This window comes from Bradyrhizobium sp. AUGA SZCCT0177 (genome assembly GCF_018130125.1).
In the GTDB taxonomy this organism is placed as follows: domain Bacteria; phylum Pseudomonadota; class Alphaproteobacteria; order Rhizobiales; family Xanthobacteraceae; genus Bradyrhizobium.
Genome location: NZ_JAFCMA010000042.1, coordinates 1 through 11854 on the forward strand (window position 1 = coordinate 1; position 11854 = coordinate 11854).

The following is an 11854-nucleotide window of genomic DNA, read 5'->3' on the forward strand; positions in this document are numbered from 1 at the left end:
GCAATGGCTTTACGGCTTATGCCGTGCTCTCCCCGGAGACGAGTTCTTGGTTGACTCCGTCACCGCCGGTTCAGCTCACGCTTAGCCGACGGCTTGACGCCAGCAACGGGCGCCAGGACCACACGGTTTTGCCGTACGCTTATCCACGCCGTCGTCGAGGCGTAAACCAGCGTCCACCGCAACCCGTCCAACGTCCGTGACGACGGCCGACGCCCTTCTGAGTAGGACGGGATGGCGATAGATGCGCACTGATTTGGGCCGGTCGACAACAGAAATATTTTGATTTACAGAAATTTTCTTCTTGACACGATTTCTGAAACTCAGAATTGATTTGCCCGTCGGGTTGATTTGTCGCACCTTACCTGCCGTAGCGATATGGCACAGCGCGATGAGCGACATTCGAGTGCGAGTTCTCCGACGTCACGCGCTCATATACCGGCACAGGTGCCGTGCGCTGCGCGTGGTCATGAACTTTCAATGTTCAGCGTAGGCCGGATCATCCGGCATGCGACATCTGATCACAATTTGTGAAGCTCGGTCTCGCCCGAAAGGCGATCGCCCGCAATTCCCGTGGCGAGCGGGCCGTCGGCCCATTTGGCCGCCTCCATCCTCAGCGGATCGAGTTTATCGCAGAACACGCATTTCAGTTCGGCCCTGCCGCTCAAGCCGGAGGTGCGGACCATTCTTTTTCCGCAGCGCAAACACCGCGTCACCCGATCCATCTTCTGACTCCTGTTGCACCCGGTAATTCCGCTGGGGAACTTTCGTTCCAATCGGAGGTTCCCTTCTGAGGGGCGTCAGGAGAGTGCCATGCAAACGGCGATTGACCGTGTGATGAAGACCTACGGGATGATGGTCAATCTCACTTCGGAGCAGGAACGGCAGGCCAGGGACGAAGTCGCCAGATTTTTCGAAAGCAAGCGCTTCGATGAACGCACGCTGGCCGTTGAGGGCCTCAAATATCTGAGAGCCCGTTCCTCAAGGCGACGCGAACGGATCTAGTTCAGGACGGCGTCGAGTAACTCGTCTGGCAGATAGGGTTTCATCAGGAAGCGCGTATCCTGCGGAATGTAAGGTGGGCCGCGTCCGGACACCATCACCACGTTCAAAAGAGGGAACTTACGTTTGGCGTACTGCGCCAGTTCGACGCCGGACATATCGCCCGCGAGATTTATGTCCGTTACCAGGGCTCGCAGTTCAGTGCCGGTCGCAACCAGCACGAGTTCGGCAGCCTCCGCGCTCGCGCACTCGACCACTTCGAGGCCTTGCTCTTTCAGCAGGTCAGCCAAGAACGCCCGCTGCAACGGGTCGTCTTCCACAACAAGAGCAATAAAATTCATCATGGCGGCCTCTTGGATTATCCAATCCCGGAAAGCCGTTATTGTTCAACCGGCCCTCGCTGGCCACCCGACCGGCCGTGATGGTGCTGGCTTAAGGGTTTCCCGATGTATCGCGGTTTTGTTCGACCGCCCTTATCGCCACGTTGGTAAGCCGCATGCGACTGCGTACACCTGCGCGCCAGGCGTCCGCGATGGCGTTTGCGGCCACGGTCTGCGTCTCCCGGAATTCGACGGCCTGGTCGGTGCGAATGAGATAGTCCATCGCGATATTGAGCGCGTCATCCATCACATTGTCGAATTCGCCAAACCGCCAAGGGTACATGGGACGAACCTGAACCGGAGATACCCTCATTCTTGAAGGTCACCACGCGTCGTGCCGGACGCCGGGCTGTCGATTTTCTCCAGCCTTTCGGCGTCGGCGTCGTACTGTTTGGACAAGTCTTTCAGTTTCACGGAGGCCTCAAGGTCGCTGATCGTGAGCGCGAGGCGGCCTGCTCGTCGGGCCTGTTCTCTGAGATCTTCGCTTTGCTTGCTCATCTGAGCTTACCCCGAGAGTCCGGTAACCGACACACGTGTCATTCGTTCCGGGGCGGCCGCATCTTCTGTTTTTGGGGGAGCGAAAAGCGGTACCCAAGGAAACGGCCCCAGTGGGAGGCGGCTAATGGCTGGGGCCGTCATTCCGCATCGGACGCAAATCAGCGGTAATCGCCCGATGGATTGAATCAAGTTGCATCGGAAATGTTGGTTCCACATCACGACGGCTTGTTTTGGTTCTGGGAACACCGCCCGTCCCCCTCCTGTTGATTCGCGGGGCAGCAAGATTGATGCTGCCATGTGGACCTCGCTACTGGCGCTCTCCGCCGCCGCCATTGTCCTCGCGGCAATCGTGGTCGTTGGCCTGTTCCGGCTTGCGGCCTTGAAGCGGCCCGTCGACCTGAAGGCCCCGTCCCAAGCGGTCGAATGGGCCTGCTCGCACGAACTGCAGACACCCAAATAGGTCAGCCGCCCTGCTGGATTCCATCGACCTTCGGGTTCCATTTACCGTGCGGTTTCCCGCGCGCTGTTGCGCCGATGCGACAATTGATTAATCGATCTCATGCTACCTCTCGGACGGCTCGGGCCGCACGTGACGTGCGATTTCTTGGTTTGTGACTCGCAGGGGAGCACCATGGAATGAACCGTTGCTTGCGTTCACTGTCCTGTCTTCTCGCCGCAACCGCGCTCGCGCTGTTCGCACCCGAGGCGACGGCGCGGACCAATCCCAAACAGCAACCCGCCAAGAAAACGCACGATGCGAAGAAGCCGCACGATGCGAAGAAAACGCTCGATGCGAAAAAGGATGCTGGTTCGCAACGCAACGCCGCGGTCGAAAAGCGCCGCCACGCGAAACTTGCGAAGAACGCGAAACATACCGATGCGCAGAAGAAGTCAAAGCGAGTAAAGGACGCCCCTGCTCCCAAGGAAACTGCCAAGGAAACTGTCAAAGAGGCCGCTCCAGCGCTGACCGGCGATCTTGCACTGGTGAAGGAGGCAATCAATCTCGCGCGCAAGGCGAAGACCGACGAGGCGACCGCGACGCGCAACAGGATCGCCGATCCGGCCGCCCAAAAGCTCGTCGAATGGTTCATCCTGCGCCACTCCGAGACCACGGCGAATTTCAGCCGCTATGTCGCCTTCATCGCCGCCAATCCGGAATGGCCGAGCGCGGCGCAGCTGCGCCGGCGGGCGGAAGCGCGGCTGTGGCAGGAGCGCGCCGATGGGGCCAAGCTGCGCGGCTTCACCGGAGAGGCGCCTATCAGCGCCAGGGGCAAACTGGCGCTCGCGCGCGTCAAGCTCAGTGAAGGCGATCGCGACGGCGCGGGCCGGCTGGCGCGCGACGCGTGGCGATCGGACGAATTGTCGGAACGCGTCGAACCCGACGTGCTGGAGCTGTTCGGCGACCTCCTCACCCGCGACGACCACCGCGCGCGCATGAACAAACGCATCGGCGCCAAGGATCTCGCAGGCGCGAAGCGCGCCGCAAAACTCCTTGGCGACGACGACCTGGCGATCGTAAAGGCCTGTGGCGCGGTCAGGGGCAAATCGAACAAGGCCAAGGATGCGCTCGACGACGTCCCGGCCGAGGCGCGCGCCGATCTTGGCTACACGCTGTGCCGGATCCAGTGGATGCTCGCCGAGAAGCGCATTGATGACGCGGCCCGCCTGATGCTGGCGGCGCGGCCCGAGACGATGGCGCTGCAGGACACCGATCAATGGTGGCGCGAGCGGCGTTCGCTCGCCCGCAAGCTGCTCGACGAAGGCAAATTCCTGACCGCCTACCAGGTCATCCAGCCCGCGGCCGCGCCTGCCAACGAGTACTACCGGTCCGATTACCACTTCATGTGCGGCTGGATCGCCCTGCGCTATCTCGATGAACCCATCAGCGCGCGCGAGCATTTCGCCCGCATCGACGAGGGCCAGGCCAATCCCACCGTGCTGTCGCGGGCGAATTACTGGCGCGGGCGCGCCGCCGAAACCCTTGGCAACAACGACATGATGCGCGCAAGCTATGAAGCAGCCGCGCGCTACCCGACGGCCTATTACGGCCAGCTCGCGCACGCAAAACTTGGCCGCGACAAGATCGAATTGCGCCCGCCCTCACCAGCTCTCGCGGCGGCCGACGCTTCGAGCATCGACGAACGCGTTCGCGCCGCCGACATGCTGTACGAAATCGGCGAGCGCGACGTCGTGCTCTATTTCGTTACCGATCTCGGCGAACAGAGCTCCGACGTCACCCTGCTCGAAGCGCTCGGCGAACTCACCGGCCGCCGCAACGATGCCCGCGCGATGCTGCAGATCGGAAAACCCTCGCTCGGCCGCGGGCTGGCGCTCGACCATTACGCGTTCCCGACCATCGGAATTCCGCCGCACAAGCAGATCGCGCCCGAGATCGAGCACAGCATGATCTATTCGGTGGCGCGCACCGAGAGCGCGTTCGACCAGCGCGACAAGTCTCACGCCAATGCGGTCGGGTTGATGCAGATCACCCCGGAGGCCGGACGCGATACCGCCAAGCGCTTTGGCGTCAAGTATGATTGGGACCGGATGGTTTCCGATCCCGTCTACAACACGCAAATGGGCGCCGGCGAACTCAGCGCGCTGCTCAGCGAGTACAAGGGTTCCCACATCATGACCTTCGCCGGCTACAACGCCGGCCGCGGCCGGGTGCGGGACTGGCTCAAGGCGTATGGCGATCCGCGCGACCCCAAGGTCGATCCGGTCGACTGGGTCGAGCGCATTCCGTTCTCCGAGACGCGAAACTATGTCCAGCGCGTGATCGAGAATCTGGCGGTCTACCGCGTCCGCTTCGACAGCGGCACGGCGATGGCGGCGAAGACCGGCGAGCGCGTCGTGACGCAGGAGACCAATGCGGCACCGTCAGCAGTGGCGGCGACACCGGCGCAATGAGCTTCCGTCGTCCCGGCGAACGCCGGGACCCATACGCCGCGGCTGGTGTTGTTGGAAAAGAAAGTTAACGGCCAGCGCGCACAACAATTGCAGCCGGTGGCTATGGGTCCCGGCGTTCGCCGGGACGACGACGGTGTTCAATCCACCTTCACATTCGCGGCCTTGATCATCGGCCACCATTTTTCGATTTCCGCCTGCTGCCAGGCGCCGAGCGCTTCGGGCGTCAGCTTGTCCTTCGGCGTCATTTGCAGGCCGAGGTTTTCGAGCTGCTTGCGCACCGCCGGATCGTTCAATGCCTCGACGGCGGCGGCATTCAGCCTGGTGACGATTTCCTTCGGCGTACCCTTCGGTACCCACAAGCCCGACCACAGCGTCATGTGAAATCCGCCCAGGCCCGCCTCTTCGGCGGTCGGGATGTCGGAGGCGGATTCCGAGCGCTTGGTATCGGTGACGGCGTAGCCGCGAATGTTTCCGGCGCGCACCTGGTTGATCGAATTGGAGAGCTGATCGACGATCATATCGATCTGACCGGCGACGAGATCGTTCATGGCAGGCCCGGTGCCGCGATACGGCACATATTGCAGCTTGATGCCGGTGACGTTCTCGAAATAGAGCCCGGCGATGTGACTGCCCGATCCGGCGCCGGCGGTGCCGGTCGCCGCCGGCTCAGGCCTCACCTTGAGCCACGCCAGCAATTCGCTCAGCGATTTCGCGGGCACCGCATTCTTGCTGACGACGATCATGGTGTTGCTCGGCAGCAGCACGACCGGTTCAAGATCGGTGACGAGGTCGTAGCCTAGCTTGTAGATTGCGCCGTTGGCCACGTGGGTGCCGAGATGGCCGAAGCTGATGGTGTAGCCGTCAGGGGCTGACCGTACCGCGCGGCCGACGCCGATCGAGCCGCCGGCGCCGGTGACGTTCTCGATCTGGACGACCTCGCCCAGCGTCGCCTTCATGCGCTCGGCCAGGATTCTCGCCATCACGTCCGACGGGCCGCCGGCGGAGAACGGCACGATGATGGTGATGGGACGCGAGGGGAAATTTTGCGCGACCGCGGTGCCGCCGAACGCCAACACCGCAAGCGCCGCCAGAAATAATCTTCGCATGACAAGGCTCCATCAAAATGGCGCCGCGCGACAATCAGAATTGCGCGTAGTCGATCGGCTGATGACGATCGAGCGTGCGCGTGACCGGCGGCAACGGATACTTAAGCCCTGTCGCGCAATTGAACAGCATCACACGATCATTTTTCGTGACGCGGCCATCGGCAAGGCTTTGCTTGTACGCAGCATAGGTCGCAGCGCCCTCCGGACACAACAAAAAGCCTTCCTCGCGCGCGACTTCGCCCAGCGCAGCAGAAATCTTCTCGTCATCGACCGCAATGGCGAAACCCTTGCTCTCGCGGACCGCGCGCAGGATCAGAAAATCTCCGACCGCCTGCGGCACGCGAATACCCGATGCAATCGTGTGGGCGTCCTCCCAGCGCGGCGCGTGCTCGGTGCCGTTCTCGAAGGCGCGGACCATCGGCGCGCAGCCCGACGCCTGCACCGCCACCATCCGCGGACGTTTTGAGCCGATGAAGCCGATGGCCTCGAGTTCGGCAAACGCCTTCCACATCCCGATCAGGCCGGTGCCGCCGCCGGTCGGATAGAAGATCACGTCGGGCACTTCCCAGCCGAGCTGTTCGGCGAGCTCCAGCCCCATCGTCTTCTTGCCTTCGATCCGGTACGGCTCCTTCAGGGTCGAAGTGTCGAACCAGCCCGCCTTTGTCTTGCCTTCGCCGACGATCTTGCCGCAGTCGTCAATCAGGCCGTTCACCCGATAGACCGTGGCGCCCTGCAGCTCGATCTCGCTGACATTCACCTCCGGCGTATCGGCCGGGCAGAAGATCGTGGTCTTGATGCCGCAGGAGGTGGCGTAGGCGGCGAGCGCAGCACCCGCATTGCCGTTGGTCGGCATCGCCATGTGCTTGATGCCGAGCGCCTTGCCCATCGACACCGCCATCACAAGGCCACGGGCCTTGAACGAACCAGTGGGAAGACGGCCCTCGTCCTTGACGATGATCTCGCCGCCGCCGAGCTTTTTGCCGAGCTTCGGCAGCCGGATCAGCGGCGTCGTGACCTCGCCGAGGCTGACGATATCGCTGACCTTGCGCACCGGCAGCATCTCGCGGTAGCGCCACATGTCCGCCGGCCGCTGCGCCAGCGCGTCCTTGGTCAGCGCTTTCTTCACGCCGGCGAGGTCGTAGCGCACCAGCAGCGGCTTGTTGGCTTTCGAGAGATTGTGGATCTGGTCGGCGGGATAATGATCGCCTTCCATCGCACATTCGAGATGGGTCACGAACGTCGGACGTTCGATGGTCAGGTTGTCGTTATCTTTCACGGATTGATCTCTCGTTTGTTGTTGGACGCGACCGGAAAGATCGTGCCTTACATGTTCAGCACGCGGCCATAGGCGTCCAGCACCGCTTCCTTCATCATTTCAGACAGCGTCGGATGCGGGAAGATCGTGTGCATCAGCTCTTCTTCCGTCGTCTCCAGGTTCATCGCCACGACGTAGCCCTGGATCAGTTCGGTGACCTCGGCGCCGATCATGTGGGCGCCGAGCAATTGTCCGCTCTTCTTGTCGAAGATCACCTTGACCAGGCCCTGGTCCTCGCCGAGCGCGATCGCCTTGCCGTTGCCGACGAACGGAAAACGCCCGACGCGGATCTCGCGGCCGCTCTCTTTCGCCTTCGCTTCGGTGAGGCCGACGGAGGCGACCTGCGGGTGGCAATAGGTGCAGCCGGGAATGAGGTTCTTGTCCATCGCGTGCGGATGCAAGCCCTTGATCGCCTCGATGCAGACCACGCCCTCATGCTCGGCCTTGTGCGCCAGCATCGGGGGGCCTGCGACATCGCCGATGGCGTAGATGCCGGGCACGTTGGTCTTGCCATAGCCGTCGATCACCATGCAGCCGCGATCGGTTTTGACGCCGAGTTTTTCCAGACCGAGGTTTTCGATATTGCCGACGACGCCGACGGCTGAGATCACCCGGTCGACCTCGACCGTCTGCGTCTTGCCCTTGCCGTCGTCGATGGTGGCGATGACGCTGTCGCTCTTCTTCTCGAGTTTTGTGACTTTGGTATTGGTGAGGAGCTTGATGCCCTGCTTCTCGAACGCCTTGTGGGCGAACTTCGATATTTCGGCGTCTTCCACCGGCAGGATCTGCGGCAGCACTTCGACAACCGTTACTTCGGAACCCATGGTGCGGAAGAACGAAGCGAATTCCATTCCGATCGCGCCGGAGCCGACGACAAGAAGCGACTTCGGCATCTTGTCCGGCACCATCGCCTCGAAATAGGTCCACACCAGTTTCTTGTCGGGCTCCAGCCCCGGCAGCACGCGCGGCCGCGCGCCGGTCGCAAGGATGATGTGCTTGGCCTGATAAGCGCCCTCACCCAAGGTACCCTTCGGCGCCTCGACCGCGGATTTCTTCACCGTGACCTTGCCCGGCGCATCGATCGAGGCTTCGCCCCAGATGATCTGCACCTTGTTCTTCTTCATCAGGAAGCCGACGCCGTCATTGAGGCGCTTCGAGACGCCGCGCGAGCGCTGCACCACGGCCTTCGGGTCGTAGGAGACTTTCTCCGCCGACAGCCCGTAATCCTTGGCGTGCTGCATGTAGTGGTAGATTTCCGCCGAGCGTAGGAGCGCCTTGGTCGGGATGCAGCCCCAGTTCAGGCAGATGCCGCCGAGATAGGATTTCTCCACGATCGCGGTCTTGAAGCCGAGCTGCGCCGCGCGGATCGCCGTGACGTAACCGCCGGGGCCGGAGCCGATGATGATGACGTCGAAGGAAGTGTCGGCCATGCGCTCATTCTCATCATTCAACCGGACTATTGGCTTCCGTCATTGCGAGGAGCACTTGCGACGAAGCAATCCATGTTTCCGGTGGTGAAATGGATTGCTTTGCTGCGCTCGCAATGACGGGTTCACACCATCATCATGACGGGGTTTTCGATCAGCATCTTGAAGGCGCCGATCAGTTCGGCGCCGAGCGCGCCGTCGACGGCGCGGTGATCGCAGGACAGCGTCACGCTCATGATGTGGGCGGCTTCGATCTTGCCGGCCCGCACCACCGCGCGCTCCTCGCTGGTGCCGACCGCTAGGATGGTCGCGTGCGGCGGGTTGATCACGGCGGTGAAATCCTTGATGCCGAACATGCCGAGGTTGGAGACGGCCGTGGTGCCGCCCTGGTATTCGTCGGGCTTCAGCTTGCGCGAGCGGGCGCGCGCGGCGAAATCCTTCATCTCGGCCGAGATGGTCGAGAGCGATTTGGTTTCGGCCTTGCGGATGATCGGCGTGATCAGGCCGCCCGGCATCGCCACGGCAACGCCGATGTCGGAATGTTTGTGCTTGAGCATGCCGCTTTCGGTCCAGCTGACGTTGCAATTCGGAATCCGCTGCAGCGCGATCGCCATCGCCTTGATGACGAAGTCGTTGACCGAGAGCTTGTAGAGCGGCTTCTTCTCCTTGTCCTTCGGCGCGGCGGCATTGATCTCCTCGCGCGCGGCGAGAAGCTTGCCGATGTCGCAGTCCATCGTCAGGTAGAAATGCGGCACGGTCTGCACCGACGCCGTCAGGCGCTGCGCGATGGTGCGGCGCATGCCGTCATGCGGCACGACTTCGTAGGAGCCCTCCTCGAACAGCGCGAGGATCTGCTTGTCCGACATCGACGGCGCGACCGAGGGTCCGGCGGTGGGAGCCGCGGCCGGCGCCTTGAGGCCCTTGCCGGATTTGGCGTCCGCGACGTCGCGCGCCACGATGCGGCCATGCGGGCCTGAGCCGTTGATGCGTCCGAGTTCGATGCCGGCTTCCTTGGCGAGGCGCCGGGCAAGCGGTGACGAAAACACGCGGGCGTGGCCATTGGCTTGAGGAGTTGCGGCTTGCGGGGCGGAAGCCGCCGCCTGCGGCGCGGCAGCCTGCGTCGGCCCGGTTGCTGCGGGCTTTGCCGCGGGCGCGGCGGCAGGCGCCGGTGCGGCTGCGGCAGGTGCAGCAGCGGGTGCAGGTGCAGCTTTTGCAGCCGGCGCAGGCGCAGCTCCGGCCGCCTTCACGTCCTCGCCATCGCCGGCCAGGACCGCGATGACATCGTTGACCGGAACGTCCTGCGTGCCTTCAGGCACCAGGATTTTGGCGATCGTGCCCTCATCGACGGCTTCGACTTCCATCGTCGCCTTGTCGGTCTCGATCTCAGCGATCACGTCGCCGGACTTGACCTTGTCGCCCTCTTTCTTGAGCCACTTGGCAAGGTTGCCCTTTTCCATCGTCGGCGACAGCGCGGGCATCAAAATGTTGATCGGCATTGTCAGTGACCCTGTTGCGACCGCAGCGTGGTGTTACCCACGTCAGTCGGCCGATTTATCTCGGCTTCGAACATTTCGACGATACGCGCCAGCGCCTCGTCCTCGGTGTGGCCGCTTTCGCGCGAATAGGCCCTCGCCGCATGGCGCGCGATGTCGACCAGCAGCAGGCCCCACATGTCCGGCTCCTCGAACGCCCGCTGGAACGCGATCGAGAGCCCGCCATCGACCACGAAGGCGCGCAGCACTTCGATCGCGTCGTCGCGACCGATGACGTCTGGCGGTAAGGGTTGCTCCTTGGGACCGGCCATCGGAGTCTACCGGTATGAAACGGCTTTGGCGGCGGCGACCACCTCGGCGACATTGGGCAATGCGAGCTTTTCCAAATTCGCCGCATAGGGCATCGGCACGTCCTTGCCCGACACCCGCGCCACCGGCGCATCCAGATAGTCGAAGGCGTGCTCCATGATGCGGGCGGCGATCTCGGCGCCGACACCGCTCTGCTGCCAACCCTCCTCCACCGTGACCGCGCGGCCGGTCTTCTTGACCGAGGCGATGATCGTGTCGGTGTCCATCGGGCGCAGTGTGCGCAGGTCGATCACCTCGGCCTCGATGCCTTCTTTTGCCAACTCGTCGGCGGCCTTGAGCGCGTAGCTCATGCCGTTCGACCAGGAGATCAGCGTGACGTGGCCGCCGGAGCGGACGATGCGCGCCTTGCCGATCGGGATCACGTAGTCGTCAAGTTTCGGGACTTCGCCGGTGTGGCCGTACAGCATCTCGTTTTCGAGGAAGATCACCGGGTTGGGATCGCGGATCGCGGCTTTCAGCAAGCCCTTGTAGTCAGCGGCCGAGAACGGCGCGACCACTTTCAATCCCGGGATCTGCGAGTACCAGGCCGAGTAATCCTGGCTGTGCTGGGCGGCGACGCGGGACGCGGCGCCGTTGGGGCCGCGGAACACGATCGAGCAGCCCATCTGGCCGCCGGACATGTACAGCGTCTTGGCCGCCGAGTTGATGATCTGGTCGATCGCCTGCATCGCGAAATTGAACGTCATGAACTCGACGATCGGCTTCAGGCCGGACATCGCGGCGCCGACGCCGACGCCGGCAAAACCATGCTCGGTGATCGGCGTATCGATCACGCGCTTGGCGCCGAATTCCTGCAGCAGGCCCTGCGTCACCTTGTAGGCGCCCTGATATTCGGCGACCTCTTCGCCCATGATGAACACGTCGGGGTCGCGCCGCATCTCTTCGGCCATGGCGTCGCGCAGCGCTTCGCGGATGGTCTGGGAGATCATCTCGGTGCCCTCAGGCACTTCCGGATCGGGCTCGGCCACGGCAGCGGGTGCAGCGGTCGCCTTCGGCGCCGAGATCATCGGCTTGCCTTCGCCGACCGGCGAACGGGACTCCTCGACTTCCTTGGCGACATTGAGCGCGGGAGCTGGTGCTGCGGCCTTGCCGAGATCGGCGGCGCTTTCGCCGTCAGCCAAAATGGTCGCGATCGGCGTGTTGACCGCGACGTCGTTGGTGCCTTCCGGGATCAATATCCTGCCGAGCGTACCCTCATCGGTCGCCTCGACTTCCATTGTCGCCTTGTCGGTTTCGATCTCGGCGATGACATCGCCCGACTTGATCGTCTCGCCTTCCTTCTTCAGCCATTTGGCAAGGTTGCCCTTCTCCATGGTTGGCGAAAGCGCAGGCATCAATACTTGAATGGGCATATCAG

14 protein-coding genes are annotated in these 11854 nt (G+C 62.8%); 3 read left to right on the top strand and 11 right to left on the bottom strand.

What is annotated here, in order from left to right; genetic code table 11:
- Positions 1 to 81: 81 nt before the first annotated feature.
- Together JQ597_RS33120 and JQ597_RS33125 are read right to left on the bottom strand one after the other, a co-directional pair.
- Positions 82 to 399 (bottom strand): hypothetical protein, encoded by a 318-nt coding sequence (locus JQ597_RS33120; protein WP_212269620.1) that lies wholly within the window; start codon positions 397 to 399, stop codon positions 82 to 84.
- 119 nt (positions 400 to 518) lie between these two features.
- Positions 519 to 683, bottom strand: a complete 165-nt coding sequence (locus JQ597_RS33125; RefSeq protein WP_212269621.1) for a hypothetical protein — start codon at positions 681 to 683, stop codon at positions 519 to 521.
- 127 nt (positions 684 to 810) lie between these two features.
- On the opposite strand from JQ597_RS33125, the gene JQ597_RS33130 reads away from it, so the two are divergent.
- The gene (locus tag JQ597_RS33130; RefSeq protein WP_212269622.1) at positions 811 to 1002 is read left to right on the top strand and encodes a hypothetical protein; all 192 of its coding nucleotides are present in this window, start codon (positions 811 to 813) and stop codon (positions 1000 to 1002) included.
- Here the strand turns inward: JQ597_RS33130 and JQ597_RS33135 are convergent.
- From JQ597_RS33135 to JQ597_RS33145, 3 genes are all read right to left on the bottom strand, one after another.
- Entirely contained in the window at positions 999 to 1343 is a 345-nt protein-coding gene (locus JQ597_RS33135; RefSeq protein WP_212269623.1) for a response regulator, read from the bottom strand. The genes JQ597_RS33130 and JQ597_RS33135 overlap by 4 nt on opposite strands.
- Positions 1344 to 1431: 88 nt before the next feature.
- The gene (locus tag JQ597_RS33140; RefSeq protein WP_212269624.1) at positions 1432 to 1626 is read right to left on the bottom strand and encodes a hypothetical protein; all 195 of its coding nucleotides are present in this window, start codon (positions 1624 to 1626) and stop codon (positions 1432 to 1434) included.
- 62 nt (positions 1627 to 1688) lie between these two features.
- Complete coding sequence (locus JQ597_RS33145; RefSeq protein ID WP_212269625.1) at positions 1689 to 1877, bottom strand: hypothetical protein; 189 nt, start codon at positions 1875 to 1877, stop codon at positions 1689 to 1691.
- A gap of 295 nt (positions 1878 to 2172) precedes the next feature.
- Between JQ597_RS33145 and JQ597_RS33150 the strand changes: the two genes are divergently transcribed.
- Together JQ597_RS33150 and JQ597_RS33155 are read left to right on the top strand one after the other, a co-directional pair.
- The gene (locus JQ597_RS33150; protein ID WP_212269626.1) at positions 2173 to 2337 is read left to right on the top strand and encodes a hypothetical protein; all 165 of its coding nucleotides are present in this window, start codon (positions 2173 to 2175) and stop codon (positions 2335 to 2337) included.
- Between the two features lie 176 nt (positions 2338 to 2513).
- Positions 2514 to 4787 carry a lytic transglycosylase domain-containing protein gene (locus JQ597_RS33155; protein ID WP_212269627.1) on the top strand — a complete coding sequence of 758 codons (2274 nt, stop codon included), beginning with the start codon at positions 2514 to 2516 and terminating at the stop codon, positions 4785 to 4787.
- 137 nt (positions 4788 to 4924) lie between these two features.
- Here the strand turns inward: JQ597_RS33155 and JQ597_RS33160 are convergent, their stop codons facing one another.
- From JQ597_RS33160 to JQ597_RS33185, 6 genes are all read right to left on the bottom strand, one after another.
- Positions 4925 to 5893, bottom strand: coding sequence for a tripartite tricarboxylate transporter substrate binding protein BugD (locus JQ597_RS33160; RefSeq protein WP_212269628.1), 969 nt, complete (start codon positions 5891 to 5893; stop codon positions 4925 to 4927).
- Between the two features lie 34 nt (positions 5894 to 5927).
- Positions 5928 to 7169, bottom strand: a complete 1242-nt coding sequence (locus tag JQ597_RS33165; protein ID WP_212269629.1) for a threonine synthase — start codon at positions 7167 to 7169, stop codon at positions 5928 to 5930.
- Between the two features lie 47 nt (positions 7170 to 7216).
- Entirely contained in the window at positions 7217 to 8638 is a 1422-nt protein-coding gene (lpdA, locus tag JQ597_RS33170; RefSeq protein ID WP_212269630.1) for a dihydrolipoyl dehydrogenase, read from the bottom strand.
- A gap of 122 nt (positions 8639 to 8760) precedes the next feature.
- Positions 8761 to 10131, bottom strand: coding sequence for a pyruvate dehydrogenase complex dihydrolipoamide acetyltransferase (locus JQ597_RS33175; RefSeq protein ID WP_212269631.1), 1371 nt, complete (start codon positions 10129 to 10131; stop codon positions 8761 to 8763).
- A 2-nt stretch (positions 10132 to 10133) separates the two neighbouring features.
- The gene (locus tag JQ597_RS33180) at positions 10134 to 10439 is read right to left on the bottom strand and encodes a DUF5076 domain-containing protein (protein ID WP_212269632.1); all 306 of its coding nucleotides are present in this window, start codon (positions 10437 to 10439) and stop codon (positions 10134 to 10136) included.
- 6 nt (positions 10440 to 10445) lie between these two features.
- Positions 10446 to 11849, bottom strand: a complete 1404-nt coding sequence (locus JQ597_RS33185; protein ID WP_212269633.1) for a pyruvate dehydrogenase complex E1 component subunit beta — start codon at positions 11847 to 11849, stop codon at positions 10446 to 10448.
- Between the last annotated feature and the right edge of the window lie 5 nt (positions 11850 to 11854).

Coding starts and splice junctions, on each gene's coding strand:
- JQ597_RS33120 (WP_212269620.1), bottom strand. CDS start 399: ATGTCGCTCATCGCGCTGTGCCATATCGCTACGGCAGGTAAGGTGCGA.
- JQ597_RS33125 (WP_212269621.1), bottom strand. CDS start 683: ATGGTCCGCACCTCCGGCTTGAGCGGCAGGGCCGAACTGAAATGCGTG.
- JQ597_RS33130 (WP_212269622.1), top strand. CDS start 811: ATGCAAACGGCGATTGACCGTGTGATGAAGACCTACGGGATGATGGTC.
- JQ597_RS33135 (WP_212269623.1), bottom strand. CDS start 1,343: ATGATGAATTTTATTGCTCTTGTTGTGGAAGACGACCCGTTGCAGCGG.
- JQ597_RS33140 (WP_212269624.1), bottom strand. CDS start 1,626: ATGGATGACGCGCTCAATATCGCGATGGACTATCTCATTCGCACCGAC.
- JQ597_RS33145 (WP_212269625.1), bottom strand. CDS start 1,877: ATGAGCAAGCAAAGCGAAGATCTCAGAGAACAGGCCCGACGAGCAGGC.
- JQ597_RS33150 (WP_212269626.1), top strand. CDS start 2,173: ATGTGGACCTCGCTACTGGCGCTCTCCGCCGCCGCCATTGTCCTCGCG.
- JQ597_RS33155 (WP_212269627.1), top strand. CDS start 2,514: ATGAACCGTTGCTTGCGTTCACTGTCCTGTCTTCTCGCCGCAACCGCG.
- JQ597_RS33160 (WP_212269628.1), bottom strand. CDS start 5,893: ATGCGAAGATTATTTCTGGCGGCGCTTGCGGTGTTGGCGTTCGGCGGC.
- lpdA (WP_212269630.1), bottom strand. CDS start 8,638: ATGGCCGACACTTCCTTCGACGTCATCATCATCGGCTCCGGCCCCGGC.
- JQ597_RS33175 (WP_212269631.1), bottom strand. CDS start 10,131: ATGCCGATCAACATTTTGATGCCCGCGCTGTCGCCGACGATGGAAAAG.
- JQ597_RS33180 (WP_212269632.1), bottom strand. CDS start 10,439: ATGGCCGGTCCCAAGGAGCAACCCTTACCGCCAGACGTCATCGGTCGC.
- JQ597_RS33185 (WP_212269633.1), bottom strand. CDS start 11,849: ATGCCCATTCAAGTATTGATGCCTGCGCTTTCGCCAACCATGGAGAAG.